The following is an 18,658-nucleotide window of genomic DNA, read 5'->3' on the forward strand; positions in this document are numbered from 1 at the left end:
AATTCGGACATAATTCGATCGTGACGGGCCATCGCTCAAAAGAACACTATGTCCCGCTCGACAGCGTTCGCGGCATAGCCGCGCTTTGCGTCGTGGTCCATCATTTTGTCATTTCTCAACCGCTTGCCGCGGTCCTGCCGAACAAGGCCTGGGTCGACTTTGCGTTTTTCCATAACGCCTGGCTGTTCGTTGATCTGTTCTTCGTTCTGAGTGGCATCGTGATTTCGATGAGTTACGTGCGAGGCGGCTTCGGTACTTTCGAGTTTCGGGAGTACATCGTGCGCCGGCTCGCTCGCATCTATCCGCTCCACATCGTCACGTTACTCGCATTCCTCTCGTTTCGAATGATGAAGCTCGGCCTTGTGGGCACCGGCCTGATTCATTTCGCGCCGCCCGAGATGGCGGTCAACAACGGCTATTCGTTTTTCTTGAATGTGCTTCTGCTGCACGCGATCGGATTCGTTGATTATTTGAGCTGGAACGGCCCAAGCTGGAGCATCAGCGCCGAATTCTATACCTATCTCGTGTTCGGCGGCGTCGTGGTTCTGGCTCAAAAATTCCGGGACGTTCGCATTGTCTATGTGCTGTCGCTGTTTCTGTCGTTGGCCAGCTGGGCTTTTATCCTGCTTGTTCTTCGACAATATGCCCTGGACTTTCACACCTTTGGCATCGCGCGCTGCATACTGAGTTTTTTCCTCGGCGTGCTGACGCTCAGAGCGGTGGCGTCGGTGCCTCCTGCCGTGCGCCCGGCTCTGCAGTCGATCTGGCAGATCGGCGCCGCGATTGCGGCCATCGCCATTGTCTGCGTGGTCGGAATGTGGCCGATGTTGAGCTTTCTCGCCCCGGTCATTTTCGCCGTCCTGCTCGGATCGCTGATGGCGTTCCCCGGACGTGGCCTGCCGAACCTGCTGTCGGTCAAGCCGCTGGTGTGGCTCGGCAAGCGATCCTATTCGATCTACATGGTGCACGCGCTCGTGCTCGTATTGATCGAGTACTTCTCGCGCGGCGTTGGTATGCGAACCTTCCAGATGATTGATCAGTTCGGTTCGGGAATAGCTGCAACGTTACTGCTGTCGGGTTACGTCGTGGCCGTCCTTGCGCTGTCGAACCTGACCTATGCGAATATCGAGATCCCCGGTTCGAAAGCCATCGTCGGACTTTTGGCCCGCAGGCCTCGCGTTGTCGCGACGGCCGAAGGAGGGGGGCAATGACGAGCCGGTCGTCGTCATCTCTCGCAGCACCGGATTTCAAAGCTCCGGAGCCGTTGCCTCTAAACAACCAATTGCCGGAAATCGGCATCTGGAACGTCGAGGCGATTGCGCTGCTTCTCTATTTCTATCGCGACGCGTTCGCCGGCGCCCTACGCTACTACCTGAGCATCGCTAAACTGGACGTCCTGTGGTTTCTTCCGGATATCTTTGCGCTGATGTGCATTCTGGCTTTTATCCAGCGCTACATCATCACCGGCAAGAGCCTGATCGCTGTCCTCACGCTGCTATACATCGCGTTCGCCTTATACGTCGGATTTGTTTTTCTGGGCTACTTCGCCGGCATGGCGTCGTCGTTCAAGATGATAGCGCCCGTGTTTGTGGGTTTTTGTTTTTGTCGGCGCGACTTTAGTCAGTACAAGCAGCTTCTTGTCCTGATCCATCCCATCTTCTTCATTACCATTTTCGGCATCTTCCTTTCATCACGCGTGCAGATGCCATGGGTTGGCTTTGCTTTCGAAACGCTGGGAGCCACGCGGCAGGCCACCAGACTTTGGTGGGCGGCGTCGGAAACGCGACTGGCGGGGTTTGCCGCCGACAGCACCATGGCTGCGTTTTTCGTGTTTATTACCTTCGTGTTGACGTCGGCTCGCAGAAGTCTGCTGTGGATCGCCATCTGGGCGCCGGTCGGCCTTTACGCCATCAAGCTCACGACCAGCAAGACCACGCTGGGCGTGATGATAATGTATCTGTTGTGCCTTGTTGTCATTCGAATGCTCCCGGAACGCGAGAAGTTTCCTATGCTGCGCCGGATGGCGGGGCTCTCCTTCGCATCGATCCTGGTTCCCTTCGTGCTGATGATGTTCTTCGCCGGCGACGGCCTCACCAGCATCTCTCGGGGATTCTTCAGCCTTCAGGATCGCGTCAATAACAGCTGGCAGCTCCCGTTTGTGTATATGCAAGAGCTCATGCCCGTGGGATTCGTGACCGGTTGCGGCCTCGGCTGTTTCAATTATCCGCAGCAGCTATTCTCGAACAAGCTCAGCTACTATGTGCCAGTCGATAATTTCTATATCGGCACGTATCTGATGTTTGGCCCGATCTTCGTCGTATTCATGATTTTCGCCATCGCCGCGGTCATGAGGACCAGGGATGTCTACAAGCTGTCCGCCACGATCGCGATGAACCTCTTTACCATCACGGTACTGGCCTATGGCCCGGCCAGCGGGTTGATCATGATCGGTGCCGCCTTTAGCGACATGTTCGCCAAGCGAGGCGCGCCGAATCGGGATCTGGTGAGTTCTGCACCGATCGCGCCTGGCATCGATGGTCTGGCATCGCGGCCGGCATGATGAAAGTCTCGTGGCACTCAACGGCGCTGATAGTGCCTTTCACGCGCGCGCCCCGCGTCCCTGCCATGGCGCCCTCTCAGAGGGGGGAGCGGTGATGAACGCTCCAAAACAGGATTTTCTCCCGGCCATCCAGGGGCTGCGCGGCATCGCTGCGCTCAGTGTCCTGATCGTGCATCTTTACGACATGCCGCTGCTGGCGGGATTCATGGCGCCGATTTGGCCGTGGCTGGGATCGACCATCAATATGGGTGGACACGGTGTCGAGCTGTTTTTCATGATCAGCGGCTTCCTGATTCCGGCCAGCCTGGTGCGCCACCGCAGCGTTGCCAAGTTCTTCTATGATCGCTGCCTTCGCATCCTTCCCGTCTTTGTCCTGCTCCATCTGACGCTATTCACGATCGGCCCGATCGTCGGCTACAAGTTCTTCAAGGGAATTGATGTTGGAACTTACGTCCAGTTGTTCCTCGTCAACCTTGCGTTCCTGCCCGACGCTCTGGGGCTTCCGATTGGCCAGCAGAATGCATGGACACTGAGCTATGAGTGGGCATTCTACATTCTGTTCGCCGCGACCTTTGTGGCCATCGTTCAGCAGAAAAACTGGATGCTGGCGCTGCCGCTGATCGCGTTGGCCGTCGCAGGCATATGGTTTCGGCCGATTGCCGCGTATTTCCTGGTTGGGCTGCTGTTCCGTGCCGTGGATCTGCCGATCCGGCTCGGAGGGTGGACCGGGTTGCTGGCCGGCGTGGTTTGCGGCGCCGCGATGTATGTATCGATCGAATACCTGCACCCATTTATCGGTCTCGTGCCCGGTGTTCTGCTGTTCGGCATGGCCCTGACGCAAAACTCCGGTATAGCGACGGCGTTGAGTGCACCATCGCTGCAGTATCTCGGCAAGATCAGCTACAGCCTCTATCTGGTCCATCCCTTCGCCCTTTTTCCATTGCAGATGATCGGGGCGAAGCTTGCCGGACGCGGCGTGGATCTTTGGCTTCTTTCCGGGACCTTTGCGGTTCTGGGCTTCGTCCTGTCGATTGTCGCTGGAGCGATAAGTTACGAGCTTTGCGAGGTGCGTTTTCGGCGCTTTCTGGATGCCGCGTTTCGCCCCCGGCTGTTTCGGGCGCCCGATGGAGCAGGGCAGGGGCACCTCGCATGACGAAGTTGGCCTCAGGACGTGGTCTGGACACGTTACGATCAACCCGCCGGTTGGCGCTTTCGAATATTGCGCAGCCAGCTGTTGAGCGGATGCGGGGCTGGAAAAACAAATACGGATGACTTCATGATCCTGAAAAATCTGCTCTCGATGTCCGGCGTGAACATCGTGAAATCGGTCGTCCAGTTTCTGATGACGCTGTTGATGACCTATTTCGTCACCCCGGCCGAGTTCGGTCTGGTCGCCTTCTCGCTGCCGTTTGTCGCCTTCATCGCCCTTCTCACCGATCTTGGACTGTCGAGCGCGATGATACAGCGAGGCTCGCTCTCACGTGAGGAGACCGGAGCAGCCGTGACCATGATGCTGGCGATCGGCATCGGCTGTGCTGTGGTGCTGGCGGTTGTAGCGGGGCCGCTGGCCGGGGCCGTGAGGATGGATGGCCTGTCGGGTGTGCTGACGGCGCTGTCCGTCTCCGTCGTCCTTTCCATAGCGGCGCTCGGGCCGCGTGCGGTACTCGAGCGCGCGTTGCGCTACCAGACCGTGGCGAAGGTGGAGGCGGGCGCGTCAATCACCGCCGCGTCCGTGGGCGTCGTCGGAGCCGTTCTGGGCTGGGGGATCTGGGCGCTGATTTCATATTACGTCCTAATGCAGATTATTCGCGCGATCGCTTTCTACGCGATTACGCGGCATCAGATCAGCCTCAACTTCCGATGGCGTGGTGTTGGTTCGATGCTCTCCTTCGGGAGCTGGATACTGGCCTCGAACATTCTCAATTTCGCCGCGCGCAACATCGGCAATCTGCTGATCGGTGCGAAGCTGGGCGCGGCCGCGGTAGGGCTCTTTGGCCTCGCCTTTCAGTTCATGATCTTTCCGTTGATGATCCTTTCGTGGCCAGGCGGCGGTGTCTTGATGGCGACGCTGAGCCGCATGTCCGGTAACGGGCGGCACGCGGAGCAGAACGCGGCGATCTGCGCGATGCTGAGTGTCACGGCGATGATTACCTTCCCCGCGATGATCTATCTGACGTTTGGACTCTACTACCCGGTGACGACATTCCTTTCGCCGCATTGGCAGGACGTATTGCCGCTGGTTAGCGCGCTTGCGCCGGCGGGGGCCGCGCAATCCATTGCTGCCTATGCCGGTCCGATTCTGCTCGCGCGCGGGAAAGCCCGTCTGCAGTTCTGGATCAGCAGCGCCAACAGCATCGCCATGATCCTGTCGTTCGTGGTGGCGCTGCCGTTCGGTCTCAAGGCCGTTGCTATCGTGTATCTTGTCACCGCGATTATCGTGTGCACCTTTATGCTGGTGGTTGGCAGCCGAAACACCGGGCTGCCTTTCATGTCGATCGTCAAATCCCTGCTTCCAGCGACCATCGCGACCCTGGCCGGGACCGTCGTGGCTCTCGCGGCGACGTCAGCCGATGTGACAAGCATGAAGCATTGGCTGCTTGCAACCAGTCTATATCTGGTGGTCGTGCTGTCCTGTTACGTCGCATTCAGGCATCAGATTCGCGGTAGCGTGCGATCGTTGCTCGGCCGATCAATTGAAGCGCAACCGTTAGACGTTCCGTCGGCGACGTGAGAGATCCTTGATATGAACGCGCATGTCGAACCAGATAAGATGGTAAGGCGCGAGCCTCCCGAGGCTGCGTGGCGGGCGGATTTGCTGGCGAACACCGGGAACTCCGGCGTCGTTGCTGCCGCGGTTGCCTTGATCACCGATCCCGGCTTTACGGTGATTGCCTGGTGGCGTGCTGCCAAGTGGCTGCGCTTCAACACACGTTGGGGGCACGGCATTACCTGGCTGATCGTGCGCTCACTGGCGCGGCGCGGCTGCTTTATCTCGGTGCTTGCGGAAATCGGCCCGGGACTCAAACTTCCGCACCCGACCGGGCTTGTGATCGGGGAGGGCTCGCATGTCGGGAGTGGGGTTACGCTCTATCATAACGTGACACTGGGTCGACATGCCTGGAACCAACCGGGCTGTCCGCGCGTTGGAGACGGTGTCGTCATCTACGCCGGCGCTGTCATCATTGGGCCCATCAAGATTGGTGAAGGTGCAACGGTAGCAGCAAACTCGGTGGTCAATCGGGATGTATTGCCGAAAGCGGTGGTCGCGGGGATTCCAGCCAAGTCGATGCGTTCCGCATCGTCGTCTTCTTAGAGGTAATGCGGCGGCTAGCAAGGATACGCCGTCGCTCCGGCCAATGAGATCACTTTCGTTTTCGTCGAAGATCGTCAGGCCCGTCCTGGCGTGACAGCCCGGTCTAAATCGCAGTTTTGAGCGTTGATCGACGATCGTTCACTGGAACCAGTCGACGAGGGGATCAGCATGTCGTCAATCATGACCGACTTTACGGGCATTTTTCCATATCTTGCAGGTACGAAGTTCAACGAGAACATGGCCGTGACTTACGGCGGCAAGACGGGTGTCAGGTACCGAAGTGACGTGTTGATCGACATGTGCCGCGGCAAGCGGGTTCTTCATGTCGGATGCTGCGATCACGTTCCTCTCATCAAGAAGAAGATCGATCACCGGGATTGGCTCCACGGCCTGATCACGGAGTGCTCCGAGTATACGGTCGGTGTCGATATCGATGCGGACGCGGTGCGGGAGGCGAGCCGAATCTCCGGACTGGACAACATGGTGTCCGGCGATGTGACGTCCGGCCAGAAGATTGACCAGATCTCCGGCCGGAAGTTCGATATTGCCCTGTTCGGTGAAGTGGTCGAGCACATCCCGAATCCGGTGTCCTTTCTCGGGCGATTTCGAGAGAACTATGGTGACGCCGTCGAGAAAATCGTGATTACCGTGCCGAATGCGTTCAGGGGCGGAAACATCAAGGGAATCTTGAACAACACCGAAACGATCAACTCCGACCATCGCTTCTTCTTTACGCCTTATACGATCGCAAAGGTTGCCCTGGATGCCGGATTTTCTCCGGAGGAAATCCAGATGGCGACGTTCAAGCGGGCCGGCATGATGAAGACGATGCTGCTGCGGCGTTTGCCCCTGCTGGCCGAAGACATCATCTTCACCGGCTCGGTGGCGCCCGGCCGGGCGTAACCCGGTCCGGCTTCTAGCGATGCAGACTTGTCCCGTCGACCGGGATCCGCCGCGATCCCTGCCTTGAGAAAGCCGATGCGCTCACGTGAGAGCGCATCGCCTGCCTCAGACGAACAGGAAGTTGCTGTGATCGAGGTTGGTCGCGTAAACATTCTTCAGCGTGATCGAATCCGTGGCTGACAGGTGGATCAGCGTGTCGGCTCCTGATTGCGTAAACTGAAGGTGGCTGTAGTCGGCCACCAGCGACGCTGCGATCTTGATCATGTCATGGTTGGCGGCGGCGCCGGCCTGGAAGCTGTTGATCTGGTCATTGCCATGGTCGAAGACGATCGTCGTCGATCCCGGGGCGGCTGAAAACAGGTCGTTTCCGTTTCCACCCTGAATCGACTGACCGGTGCTGACGGCCGTGACGGTGTGGGTGCCGTTGCTGTTTTGAACGTCGATCTGCAGGAGCGTGCCGCCGGCGGTATAGCTTTCGTGCTGGGTCGCGCCCGGGTTGCCGCTGACGACATACTTGTAGACGTCCTTGGTGCCGTCGGCGTTGTTGACGATCTCCTGGGTTTTGGATCCGGTGCTGTCGTACAGATCCGTCACCTTGCTGCCGTCTGAATTGATGACCTGCTTGTAGTCCAGCGAGCCGTCGGCGTGCAGGCGGGTGTCAGAGGTGATCTTGCCCGCGGCGTCGACGTGCTGGATCTGGGTCGTGTAGGTCTGGCCGGTGATGTTGTAATAATAGTTGTCATCGCTGCCGTCGGCGTTGCTGACATACATCTTCATCTTGACGCCGGAGGAGTACAGCGTGTTCGAGGACGAGCCATCCGTGTTCTGAACGTAGTCGCTGGCCAGGTTTCCTGCCGAGTCGAACAGCTTGCTTTCCTTGAAGCCGTCCGCATTGGCGACGTAGATCGAGGCGATGACGCCGCCGGAATAATTCGTGGTGGTCACGTCACCCCCGGCCGTCTTGACGACGTCCTGAACCAGCGCACCTGTCGATGCGTTGTAGCTATCGGTCACGGTGGACCCGTCAGTATGGTGTGTTATCTCGGTGAGCTTGTGACCGGTGCTGTCGTAGAGGTCCGTGACCTTCGTTCCGTCGCCGCTGATGACCTGGCGATATTCGAGCGTACCGTCTGCGTGCCAGCGGGTGTCCGCCGTCATCTTGCCGGCGGCATCGTAGTGCTGGGCCCGGGTGGTATAGGCCTGGCCGGTGATGTTGTAGTAGGTATTGTCGTTGCTGCCGTCGGCGTTGGTGACATACATCTTGGTCTTGATGCCCGCGGAAAACAGCGTGTTCGAAGACGAGCCATCGTTGTTCTGGACCAGGTCGCTGGCGAGCCGGCCGGCGCTGTCGTAAATCTTCGTTTCCTTCGAACCGTTGGCGTTGACGATATAGACCGAGGACAGCACCGACCCGTTATAATTTGAGGTCGTTACGTTGCCGGCCGCGGTCTTCACGATCTCCTGGGTCAGGTTGCCCGACGTGTCGTACTTCTCGGTCTTGGTGGCGGCCGAATTCCAGCGGATCTCGGTGGTTTTGTGACCGGTCGCATCATACAGCGCTGTCACCTTGCTGCTGGCGTCGCTGCTGACGTCCTGGTGGTAGTCGAGCGAGCCATCGGCATGCCAGCGGGTTTCCGCGGTCATGACGCCCTTCGAATCGTAGTGCTGGCTCCGGGTGGTATAGCTCTGGCCGGTGATATTGTAGTAGGTGTTGTCATCGCTGCCGTCGGCGTTGCTGACATACATCTTGGTCTTGACGCCGGCCGAAAACAGCGTGTTCGAGGACGAGCCGTCCTTGTTCTGCACCAGATCGCTGGAGAGGCGACCCGCGCTGTCGTAAAGCTTCGTTTCCTTCGAGCCGTTGGCATTGACGATATAGACCGAAGACAGCACCGACCCGTTATAGTTGGAGGTCGTTACGTTGCCGGTAGCGGTCTGCACGATCTCCTGGACCAGATTGCCGGATGAATCGTACTTGTCGATCGTGGTGGCGGTCGAATTCCAGCTCGTCACGGTGGTCTTGTGGCCGGCCGCGTCATACAGCGTCGTCACCTTGCTGCCGCCGTCGCTGCTGATCACCTTGGTGTAGGCGAGCGTTCCGTCGGCGTGCCAGCGGGTATCCGCGGTTAATACGCCTTTCGAGTCATAGTGCTGTTTCTGGGTCGTATAGGACTGGCCGGTGATGTTGTAGTAGGTGTTGTCATGGCTGCCGTCGGCGTTGGTGACGTACATTTTGGTCTTGACGTTGGCCGAATACAGCGTGTTCGAGGACGAGCCGTCGGTTTTCTGAATCAGATCGCTGGCGAGGCGGCCGGCGCTGTCGTAGATCTTGGCTTCTTTCGTGCCATTGGAGCTGGCGATATAGACCGAAGACAGCACGGACCCCTTGTAGTTGGATGTCGTCACATCGCCGGTGACCGTGTGCACGATTTCCTGCACCAGGTTGCCGGACAAGTCGTACTTGCCGGTCGTGGTGACTGAGGAGTTCCAGGCGATGACCGTGGTCTTGTGCCCGGTGGCGTCATACAGCGTCGTCAATTTGCTAGCGCCGTCGCCCGTGATTGTCTGGGTGTAGGCGAGCGAGCCGTCGGCGTGCCAGCGGCTATCCGAGGTCAATTGTCCGGTCGGGCTGTAGTGCTGGGTCTGGGTGGTGTAGGTCTGGCCGGTGATATTGTAATAGCTGTTGTCATGGCTGTGGTCGGCATTGGTGACGTACATCTTGGTCTTGACGCCGGCCGAATACAGCGTGTTCGAGGATGAGCCATCCGTGTTCTGCACCAGGTCGGCGGTGAGCTTGCCGTTGACCGGATCGAACGACTTGGTTTCCCTGGAACCGGTCGCCGCATCGACGGTGACCTGCTGCGTGGCCACGCCCGCGGTATAGAGGGTGCTATCGGTTGATCCGTCCGCAAATACCGTCGATTTGCTGGTAATGAACCCGCCGAGGAAGTTGGAAGTGGTGGTCGATTGCAGGTTTGCGGAGGAATCGAAGGCCTTGGTTACGCTCCAGGCGCTGGTGGAGGTCGTAACCGAAAACGAATAGCCGCCCTGGATGGCTGAAAGCGCATTCCCATAATGCGAGATCATATAGTTCATCGTCGATTCGGACGCGACCGGAAGCACGTGGGTATCGGTCAGGGTAATCGTCGCGAGCGATTCGTTGGTGTTCAATGACGACAATTGCAACGCAATTTCCGCAGCCGTCCCGCTGACATCGGTCGGCAGCGGCTCTTCGGGCGCAGGCGACAGCGGGGCGTCGATCTCGATGATCAGAGGATGGTCGCTGAGCGGGACAGTTATCTGGCTGACGTCGGTATAGGTCGCGATCGGGGTTGTGCCGCTCAACGGATCATAGACGCTGACCGTATGGTGCACGCTTCCGAGATTGACGGTGACAGGTTGAGAAGGGTTGGAGATTTCGGTGTCGGTGGCGTCGTTCCAGATCTTCGGCTCGGCCCAGATCACAAGTTCGTAGGCGCCGTTGCTCTTGCCGAGGACCATGCTGTTGCCCGTATCGGGCATGTTGCTGAGCGAGTAGCCCAGCTGCGCGGTTGGTTGATGGCCACCGGTGCCGTCGTCGCTCAGGATGGTCGTGAGATTGTGGACTGCGGTGGCGGCCAGCTTCGGTGTCCCATCGCTGTTGAACAGACCGAAATGCATCTCCGGATCGTTGCTGACGCCGCTCGCACCGGCGTCAAGCAGCTGGTAGAGATATGTCGTGCCAACTCCGCCCTTGAAGGCATCGGCCAGGGTGTTGAGGATTGACTTGGCCTGCACGTTTTCGCTGGCGCCGATGTAGGGGGTATCGCTCTGGGTCGTATAGCCGGTCTCGGTGATGACGGCCGGGTTGCCTGATGATACGGACTTGGCGTTCGCCAGCATCAACGCCAGAGTGGCCTGAGGCGTCGTGCTCGTGCTGACATAGGCGTGCGAGTTCGCGTAGTCGGAAGCGCCCGACAGGTCGCCCAGCTTGGCGTAGTCGGTCGTGTCATTGTAACCCAGCGAGAGATTGTAGACGGCGATATTGGCCAGGGCGGCATTGCCGTTCACGGCGGCAAAATAGGCCGCCTGGAACTGGGCCGCGGCTTCGATCGTGGAACTGCCGTTGTAGCTGAATGCCTGAAGGTTGGCTTCGTTCAGGCCCTCCAATGCAATGATGCTTCCCGGATGATCGGCGCCGAACTGCTCCACCGAGGCCAGGTACTTCTGCAGCGCGGCGCTGCCGCCGGCGGGTACGCCGGAAGGAACAACCAGATCGAATTTGTAGCCGTCCGCAGCCAGGCCATTCAGAACAGGTTGCGCCGCCGGAATGTTGGTAAGCCCGTCGCGCAGTTTTGTGACACCGAGATATTCGAGGCTGTCCTGCAGCAAGGCGAGATTGTCGTACGAGCCCCAGGAGTACCCCACATGCGTGTTGACGCCGATGGAACCTACGAAGGAACTTGCGGAGAGGATGGTCTGGTCAGCGGATGTGGTCATCTATTGCCCGGCTGTTGGAAGGGGAGAGTTGTGCGAGATTTAGCTGCCAGTTTTCTCTTTTGAGTATTTGATTTGGATAAAAGTCGAAGCAACAAGGGGATTTTTCATTGCTAAGGATTTCCCGGCGTTTTGTTTGCGCGACGTCTGGAATGGGAACCAGAATCGGCAAGCTTCGATGGTGGCAGCTTGGTCTGTTCTCATGATGACGGACTGAAGGCGGCGGCTGCCTTGCGTTGCCTACTTGGAATGCTCGGCTGCTTGCCAAGCAGGCAATCATGCACTTCGGGAACGGTACAGATCGAAATAATACGGGTTTAACTGGAGCGGTTAATCGGAGGTTGGTGTAACGCCCTGCATTCGGCAGATATTGAAAGCTGGAGCTGATGCCCTGATGGCGCTGAATGGGCATAGTTTGGGCGCGTTACGACCAAACGATCAGATTAAATCAGCTATTAAATGCCAAATGCCGGCCGCATCTGCATTCGGTTCCCGGGCTGGACCCGACTTTTGCGGCGCGCTAAAGCAAAAAGCCTTACCGCGGCAAATCGCAGCAACGGCATGCGTGGGTCGGGTTTCGCATGCTCCTTGCTTTGTTTCGAAAAGCCAAGGCGTCACAGAAGGTGATTATATGAGCGTTGTAAGGGCAACTGGGATTGAGCGGACGGCCGCATCGACCATCACGTGGAAATTGTGCCTTTCGCTCCTTGTCCTGGTTGCGGCCACAATCAATTCGTTTCGCGCGGACGCCCTGGAGTGGGGCACCAACGGGCCATCCGCCATCAGGGCGAATTTGGGGCCCGCCTTCAAGGTCATGAAAGAGCGTGGCCTGACGCAATTCAGGATAGGTGTGAATCTGACCAAGGACACCGAACCGACCGAAGCCCCGATGTTGAGGCGGGCGATCGCACAGGGCAAGGCCCACGGGATAACGCTGCATCCCGTGTTCGGCTTCGCCTTCCGGTGGGGAGATCGCACGGATGCGGGCAACTATCCGAAGGGCGACCGTGACGCGCTGTATCGCCAGGGCTTCAACCGGACCTACGATTTCGTCAACCAGTTCAAGCACGATATCAAGGACTGGGAACTGGAGAACGAGTTGAACCTCCTCGCGCTCGGTCCGGATGGCAAGAGATTGTTTGGGAGCGGCGGCACGGCGGAAGAGTTCGAAAAGCCCATCATGGAAGATTGGGCGGCCGTCTTGCGCGGGGCTTCAGACGCGATCGACAAGATCAACAAGGAAAACGGACTTCATTTGCGCAAGGTCCTGAATACGACATCGACGATGTTCGGCTTCCTGGACTTCATGGCCGCGCGCGGGGTCGGGTTTGATGTGATTTCCTACCACTATTACGAAGTGCTGGGAGAGAATCCGAACAGAGCCTGGAATGGCCGCAATCCGCGCTTCAACCTGTTCAAGAAACTGGCCACCTATCAGAGGCCGGTCATATTCAATGAGATCAATTGCGGCGAGATCTACAAACCGGACTATGGCAACAAGCCCGGCGACCATATGACGGAGCGTTGCCTGAAGAGCCTGAACGACACGCTCACCGCGCTCCGAGACCAAAAGGATGTCGTTGTCGAGAGCATCAGCATCTATGAACTGCTCGATGAACCTGCCAAAGTCCCGCCTGAAAACCGGTTCGGCCTGATGTACGATCTCAAGACGCCGAAGATCGCGATGTACCTGGTTTCCCGGTTTGCAGGGGCTCCTCTCGCTCCTGAAGAGGCGGCCGAACTGGAAAAGAGAGGGCTTTGAGGGGTAGCCGGCCGACGTCTGCCGCCGACCCCAGGGTCCCAATCGGCGATGCGCTCGGCCCGCATCTTGCACCTTGCTAATCAGAGAAAAATCTGAAAATCGGAGAAAAACCGGGCGTGCGACGGAGATCCGTCATCGATCGGGACGGATTTCCGAGCTAAACCCTGCCTTATGTTTCACGAGATCGAGTAGAGAGATAAATCGATGACCGAGGTCGCTTCCGGCAGCGCCAATGTCCTGTTTCTGGTTGAAGTGGTGAATTGCAACGACGGCATTGCTTCGTATTGCGAGACGCTTGCGACCGGCCTGCAAGGTCGTGGCGTGCAGATCTATCTGGTTTCCGGCGAAGTGCGCTCGGACGAGAAGTCCGAATACAAGCGCAAGAAACTGACCGCGGCCGTTAGGGAGTGGCATGAAATTCCCGGACTGGGAAAACTGCCGTCGCCGGCGATATTCTTTCGGCTGCTGAAGCTGATCCGGGAACGCAAGATTACGGTCATCAACGTCCACGGTCTCGGCATGCTGTTGTGGGGCAGGTTGCTGTCTCTCCTGACGGGAGCCCGTTGCGTTGCCACCTATCACCCGTCCGTTCTGGGCAATATCGAAAATGCCCAGAACGCGCCGAAGTCAAAGTTCAGCCTGAAGCAGATCCTGTTCTTCAACGCTTTCTTTCCCCACAAGCTGATCCTGATGTCCGAAGAATCGCGCGAGCACCTGAGCCGATATCTTTTGCTTCGGAAGGATGGAATTGCAAAAGTCTATGGCGGCGTTGACACCGATCATTTTTGTCCGCCTTCGGCAGCTGACCGGCAGCAAGCGCGGAAAAGATTCGGCCTGGCAGAAGGCGACTTCATGTGTCTGCTCGCGGCCCGTCTCGCATGGGTCAAGGGACACGACCTGCTGATCAAGGCGGCGCGAAAGCTGCGCGACCGCGGCGATCCCCCTTCGCTCGATTTGAAGTGCTTCTTTGTCGGGAGCGGCGGCGCCGACCGCGAAAAGGAGATCAAATCGTTCGCCTATGCGGGCGATGAAAAGGATAATCAGACGTTTAAATTTCTGGGTTTCATGGGCGACGTCCGCGAGGCGCTATGGGCCGCCGACGTGTTTGTGCTTCCCAGCCGCTTCGAGGGGTTTCCATTGGGCGTTGCCGAAGCGATGGCGACAGGACTGGTGCCGGTCCGGACGCCTGCCGGCGGCGCCTCGGATCAGATCATCAACGGACAAACCGGCTTTGTCGTTCCGTTCGAGGACGTGGATGCCCTGGCCCAGGCGATCGAAAAGCTGGCCGATCCCGCCCGGCGGCAGGTGATGGCGCGAAATTGCATCGCACGAGCCCAGCAGTATTTCGGTGTCGGTCCGATGGTCGATCAAACACTGCAGATCTACGGATTGGCTCCGGCGCAGTCGTAACCATTCGGGAGAGGCCGGGAAGATCACGCCCTAACGTGGTGGATCAATCCCTGTCCGGGCGCCCTGTTCCGCCCGTCTGGCCGACAGAAACTCGCCCTGCCAGGCGACAAGCGCGACGGCCACGGCTGCGACGACAATTTTGCCGGCCAGCCAGAGCATGGGTTCGGAGGGAGCTGCCGCGAAAGCTCCAATCAGGATGGCTGCAACAAGCGATGCGCCCAGCAGGAGCCATCTCGGGACCACTCCGAAACGAATGATCGGGCCACTGCCGCACAGTATGACGATTGCCGTTGCAACGGAGGCGCTCGCGACCTGAGCGGCTATGGACAGGCCCAGCAGGGCTGCAATCATCGATGCAACCGACACCAGCGCCAGCTGGCAGGCAGCGACCACCACGAGCCTGGTTGCGGATTTTCTCAAGTGCGGGATCACCGCAAGCGTGGCCTGGAGATGGGTATGAAGAAAGTAAAACACGGCGGCTGCCGGCGCCACCGCCATGAAGCTCGTCAGGAGATCGGCCGGAACGAAAAGACGGCTCGCATCCGGCAGAAAGCCGATCAGGCCGCCCAACATGACTGTTGTCGCGCATAGAATGAAGTCAAGCAACCGGGATGTCGCCCGCCGCGCCTGCTCGTCGGTGCCGCGCTCGAACTGGATGACCACGTCAGGATAACTCACCGTGTGTATCGCGGCCACGAGAACCGAGAATGGCCGCTGCAGCAAATCGATCGCCATCAGAAAGGCGGCGGTCGCTGTGGGGGCTGCGGCTCCCAAACTGCTGACAACGATGAAGCGGATCATCACCGGAACGGAGAGATGGATCACCGATGCTCCGGCGGCCAGCATTCCGTAGCGGGAGAAATCCATCCAGTCCGTCAACATGATACGATAGGGTACCCATCGCAGCGGCGTGCGATGCGCGAACAGGCCGGCAACCAGGGAGGTCGTATGGCCGGCGACGATGCCAAGGAGAGTGGCTTCGGCCGTACCATAGATGCTCGCGCCGGCAACGGCACCAACAAGCAGGAGGCTGGCTCGCAGGATCAGGAGGAAGGCCGCCGTACCAAGTCGATCCGATACGCGGATCGCCATGAAATACATGTCGGTGAGTCCCTGCAGAACCGCGATTGCCAGCCCAAGCGCGACGACGCGGGGTGCGAGAGTGCCGATCAGTGAGGCGGCACTCCCGACTGAAACCAGCACCACGGTGCTCAATAATCCCGCGGCGAACAACGAGGACCGCAATCTCGCGGCGTCTTCGCCCTCCGCCGCCGCGAGAAAACGAACGCCGGCAAGTTGCAGCCATTCGAACATGAATACGCACAGCAGCTGGCTTGACGCCAAAGCGAGCGAAAACGAAGTATAGCTGGCGGGCGGCAGGAGATGGCTGATGGCGAAAATGAGCGCGATGGCGGCCGCACTCTGGAAAACATAGCCGCCGAACGCGAGGAGGCGAATCATTTCAGACCGAAGTGAGTTGGCGGCCGGCCCGGGTATCGAGCCGGGGCGTAGCTCTCAGCCGCTATGGCCGGGACCATCATGATCTGGCCACTCCCCGGGATTGCCTGACGTGCTCGAACGCATCGCGATATCTGGCGACGACGTCGATGAAGGTCCATTTGTTGAGCCCGGCTCTTAACCGTTGGCTGATATCGGAAATCTGCCGGGGGGACTCAATGATCTGCAACAGGCTCTTGGTCAGAGACCCGGGGTCAGGCGCCGTCAGCCATCCCGTAACATCCTGTTCGATCACTTCCTGTATTCCCCCGAAGCGGGTCCCGAGCAGCGGTTTTCCGGCCGCCTGCGCGTCGGCCACCACCAGCGGGCTTGGGTCTTCCCAAACTGACGGAACCACCACGACATCGACCTGTTCATAGAATTCCCTGGGTGCGACAAAGCCCAGGAAATCAATTCGGGCGTTGGGCGCCAGCGATTTGATATGCGCGCGCTGGCTTTCCGTCGCATGGCCGGCGACGACAAGCCGCATCAGGTGAGATGGAATTGCCGCAGCCGCCTGGACGAGGTTGTAGATGCCCTTCTCCTGCGTCAACCTTCCGATAAATCCAAAGGTAACCACTCCGTCGGGACTTTCCGTGGCCTTGTCACCGACATCGGCAGTCGAAGCATTGCGAATGACGGTGCGCAGTGGCGTATCGGCAAACAGCCCGAACTGGGTATGGATATCGAGGATACGTTGGCTCACGCCCACGACTGCGTCGAGATGCTTTGTCGTGCTGCGTCGGCTGACCGTCAAGATCTTGCAACTGACGCAGGTGTGAGCGCACGCGCTTCCGTTCGAAAAGCGAGAGCACCGAGGGCAGGTCAGGTAATAGTCGTGAAGGGTATGAAGGATCGGGATGCCCAGGTCCGAAGCAGTTTTCCATACCCCCGTCGTCAATCCCGAGAGGTTATTGGAATGCAGGATATCGGGCTTGAAGGCCCGTATACGTTCGGCAACCAGTTGCGAGGTCTGCTGCCAGTCTTCCACCGCATGCCAGACTGCCCGAACCGGCGCGCTATGATGTTTGCTGAACGGGAAATACACATTCTTTACCGGCGCCGAATAAACGTCGATGCCGTTGCACGTTTCCATCGTTTGGTTGGGAGCGGACGCGGCGCGGATTACTTCCACGCTGTCACCCTTGTCCACCAGGCTTTCGGCAAGTCGACGCACGAATATTTCCGCGCCGCCCACGACTTTTGGAGCCTGCGGCGTTGGATAGATGGATGACGTAATAAGAACTCTCATTGAAGGAGTCTCGTCCCCAAGAACAATAAAAAAATGGATGCTTGAAACTATTCCCGGTCAGGGAGCTTTCGAATTGCCGGCCGAATAAACCTCCATGTATTGCCGCGTGACCGACTCCGGCGAAAATTTATCTGCAAAGTCCGATTGTAGCGGCTGCGTCATTTTCCATCTCGTTGTGTCGTTGACCGCCTTCACCATGAGTTCGGCCAACTGACGAAAATTGTTCGGCTCGTAGGAGCCCACCATATTTGAAAATCCCGAAATCTCCGGAATCCCTCCTGCCGTCGAGCAAATGGTTGCGCGGCCGGCATTGATGCTTTCGATCAGCGTCCGCGGCAGCGGTTCCGGCCAGACCGAGCTGACGAGGCAGACGTCGATGCTGGCGTAGAAATTCGCCGCTTTCGTAAAGCCAAGCCATTCGATGCGATCGTTCTTCCGGCCGGCCTTCAGGCCGCCTACGTACTGCTCGAGCCCCTTTCCGGCAATCTTCAGCCTCCAACCTGCGTCAGGCAGCAGTTCGGCCGCCTTCAGTACGACCTCGATACCCTTTTCGGCTTCGATCCGCCCAATGAAGCCGAACACCAGATCGGCGGTGGCGGGCGGTGAAACCGGAGCCGCCTCGCTGACGTCGGCAATATTGAAGATGACCTTGCCCGGGATGTTGGCGAAATAGCCAAGTTTCTGGTGCTGATCCAGCACAAACTGGCTGTTCGAAACGACGGCGTCGACCATACGCGAAGCAATCAGGGAAGGGGCGGTCATGGTCGCGCAGGCCGGGCACCGGCGGGCACATGTCTGTCCGTTGCGGAACAGGGTCGACCTTTTGCAGATCAGGGAATAGTCGCGCAGCGTGTGGACGACCCGCAGCTTGCGGCGCCGGGCTTCCGACCACAACGATACCGAAAATCCCGTGAGATTGTTGGTGTGCAAAACGTCGGGCGCCTCAGCATCGAGAACCGCGCCGAAGCGTTTGGCCGCCTCGCGATTCCAGGTGTCACGCAAATGCCATTTAAGTCGTCGCAGCCGCGACGGCTTTCGATCCTGGTCGAATGGCCAATAGTCGTTGTCGATCTGCAACCTGTATACGCGAACACCCCTGATCTCGCTGATCGAGGTTTCCGCCGCCTTGTGAAGGCAAATCACGGAAACCTGGTGACCCCTGAGGGCCAGTGCTTCCGCCAGCAGAGAAACGGAAACTTCAGCGCCTCCCATGATTTCCGGAGGGTAAAGGCTGTTTACGAGAAGTATCTTCAACTATCGCCTCATCGGTGTCGATCGATTGCCGCCGGTGCCTTGTTGCGAAGCAGGTCCTGAACGATCGACTCGTTCGACCTTACCTTCCACCAAGCGGTGCTGCCAGCCGAAACGCGCGGCACTGCGCGCAACAACGTGTGCAGTATTAAATGTCCCCTTGCCGAAGGACGTCAGGAAATTAAATCCCTGTTAACAGGCGCCGGCGGGAGGGTTGGCTGCTCAGCTGACGGC

General features: G+C 58.6%; 12 protein-coding genes. 8 read left to right on the forward strand and 4 right to left on the reverse strand.

Annotated features, from left to right (window positions below):
- Positions 1-20 precede the first annotated feature (20 nt).
- From JQ629_RS30370 to JQ629_RS30395, 6 genes are all read left to right on the forward strand, one after another.
- Positions 21-1,211 (forward strand): acyltransferase family protein, encoded by a 1,191-nt coding sequence (locus JQ629_RS30370; protein ID WP_212415736.1) that lies wholly within the window; start codon positions 21-23, stop codon positions 1,209-1,211.
- Positions 1,208-2,560 (forward strand): hypothetical protein, encoded by a 1,353-nt coding sequence (locus JQ629_RS30375; protein ID WP_212415737.1) that lies wholly within the window; start codon positions 1,208-1,210, stop codon positions 2,558-2,560. Before JQ629_RS30370 ends, JQ629_RS30375 begins: the two co-directional genes overlap by 4 nt.
- Positions 2,561-2,570: 10 nt before the next feature.
- Positions 2,571-3,713 carry an acyltransferase family protein gene (locus JQ629_RS30380; RefSeq protein ID WP_502753483.1) on the forward strand — a complete coding sequence of 381 codons (1,143 nt, stop codon included), beginning with the start codon at positions 2,571-2,573 and terminating at the stop codon, positions 3,711-3,713.
- Positions 3,714-3,836: 123 nt separating this feature from the next.
- Positions 3,837-5,291, forward strand: coding sequence for a lipopolysaccharide biosynthesis protein (locus JQ629_RS30385; RefSeq protein ID WP_212415738.1), 1,455 nt, complete (start codon positions 3,837-3,839; stop codon positions 5,289-5,291).
- Between the two features lie 12 nt (positions 5,292-5,303).
- Positions 5,304-5,873: a serine O-acetyltransferase gene (locus JQ629_RS30390; protein WP_249135383.1), complete on the forward strand. Its 570-nt coding sequence runs from the start codon at positions 5,304-5,306 to the stop codon at positions 5,871-5,873.
- Positions 5,874-6,041: 168 nt separating this feature from the next.
- Entirely contained in the window at positions 6,042-6,776 is a 735-nt protein-coding gene (locus JQ629_RS30395; RefSeq protein WP_212267238.1) for a methyltransferase domain-containing protein, read from the forward strand.
- Between the two features lie 105 nt (positions 6,777-6,881).
- Here JQ629_RS30395 and JQ629_RS30400 read toward each other — a convergent pair whose 3' ends face one another.
- The gene (locus JQ629_RS30400; RefSeq protein ID WP_212415739.1) at positions 6,882-11,255 is read right to left on the reverse strand and encodes a toxin-antitoxin system YwqK family antitoxin; all 4,374 of its coding nucleotides are present in this window, start codon (positions 11,253-11,255) and stop codon (positions 6,882-6,884) included.
- A gap of 391 nt (positions 11,256-11,646) precedes the next feature.
- Here JQ629_RS30400 and JQ629_RS30405 point away from each other — a divergent pair, with 391 nt between their 5' ends.
- Both JQ629_RS30405 and JQ629_RS30410 read left to right on the forward strand, forming a co-directional pair.
- The gene (locus JQ629_RS30405; RefSeq protein ID WP_249135384.1) at positions 11,647-13,014 is read left to right on the forward strand and encodes a glycoside hydrolase family protein; all 1,368 of its coding nucleotides are present in this window, start codon (positions 11,647-11,649) and stop codon (positions 13,012-13,014) included.
- A gap of 204 nt (positions 13,015-13,218) precedes the next feature.
- Complete coding sequence (locus tag JQ629_RS30410; protein WP_212415740.1) at positions 13,219-14,424, forward strand: glycosyltransferase family 4 protein; 1,206 nt, start codon at positions 13,219-13,221, stop codon at positions 14,422-14,424.
- A gap of 30 nt (positions 14,425-14,454) precedes the next feature.
- Here the strand turns inward: JQ629_RS30410 and JQ629_RS30415 are convergent, their stop codons facing one another.
- The 3 genes from JQ629_RS30415 to JQ629_RS30425 all read right to left on the reverse strand — a co-directional run bounded on the left by JQ629_RS30415 (position 14,455) and on the right by JQ629_RS30425 (position 18,427).
- Positions 14,455-15,885 (reverse strand): hypothetical protein, encoded by a 1,431-nt coding sequence (locus JQ629_RS30415; protein ID WP_212415741.1) that lies wholly within the window; start codon positions 15,883-15,885, stop codon positions 14,455-14,457.
- 76 nt (positions 15,886-15,961) lie between these two features.
- Positions 15,962-17,173 (reverse strand): glycosyltransferase family 4 protein, encoded by a 1,212-nt coding sequence (locus JQ629_RS30420; RefSeq protein WP_212415742.1) that lies wholly within the window; start codon positions 17,171-17,173, stop codon positions 15,962-15,964.
- A 57-nt stretch (positions 17,174-17,230) separates the two neighbouring features.
- Positions 17,231-18,427 (reverse strand): glycosyltransferase family 4 protein, encoded by a 1,197-nt coding sequence (locus JQ629_RS30425; protein WP_212415743.1) that lies wholly within the window; start codon positions 18,425-18,427, stop codon positions 17,231-17,233.
- Positions 18,428-18,658 lie beyond the last annotated feature (231 nt).

Source organism: Bradyrhizobium sp. AUGA SZCCT0222 (assembly GCF_018130205.1).
Classification (GTDB): domain Bacteria; phylum Pseudomonadota; class Alphaproteobacteria; order Rhizobiales; family Xanthobacteraceae; genus Bradyrhizobium.

What these genes read in the sequence shown, in the direction of transcription:
- JQ629_RS30375 (WP_212415737.1), top strand. Translation starts at nt 1,208, where the DNA reads ATGACGAGCCGGTCGTCGTCATCTCTCGCAGCACCGGATTTCAAAGCT.
- JQ629_RS30385 (WP_212415738.1), top strand. Translation starts at nt 3,837, where the DNA reads ATGATCCTGAAAAATCTGCTCTCGATGTCCGGCGTGAACATCGTGAAA.
- JQ629_RS30390 (WP_249135383.1), top strand. Translation starts at nt 5,304, where the DNA reads ATGAACGCGCATGTCGAACCAGATAAGATGGTAAGGCGCGAGCCTCCC.
- JQ629_RS30395 (WP_212267238.1), top strand. Translation starts at nt 6,042, where the DNA reads ATGTCGTCAATCATGACCGACTTTACGGGCATTTTTCCATATCTTGCA.
- JQ629_RS30400 (WP_212415739.1), bottom strand. Translation starts at nt 11,255, where the DNA reads ATGACCACATCCGCTGACCAGACCATCCTCTCCGCAAGTTCCTTCGTA.
- JQ629_RS30405 (WP_249135384.1), top strand. Translation starts at nt 11,647, where the DNA reads ATGGCGCTGAATGGGCATAGTTTGGGCGCGTTACGACCAAACGATCAG.
- JQ629_RS30410 (WP_212415740.1), top strand. Translation starts at nt 13,219, where the DNA reads ATGACCGAGGTCGCTTCCGGCAGCGCCAATGTCCTGTTTCTGGTTGAA.
- JQ629_RS30415 (WP_212415741.1), bottom strand. Translation starts at nt 15,885, where the DNA reads ATGATTCGCCTCCTCGCGTTCGGCGGCTATGTTTTCCAGAGTGCGGCC.
- JQ629_RS30420 (WP_212415742.1), bottom strand. Translation starts at nt 17,173, where the DNA reads ATGAGAGTTCTTATTACGTCATCCATCTATCCAACGCCGCAGGCTCCA.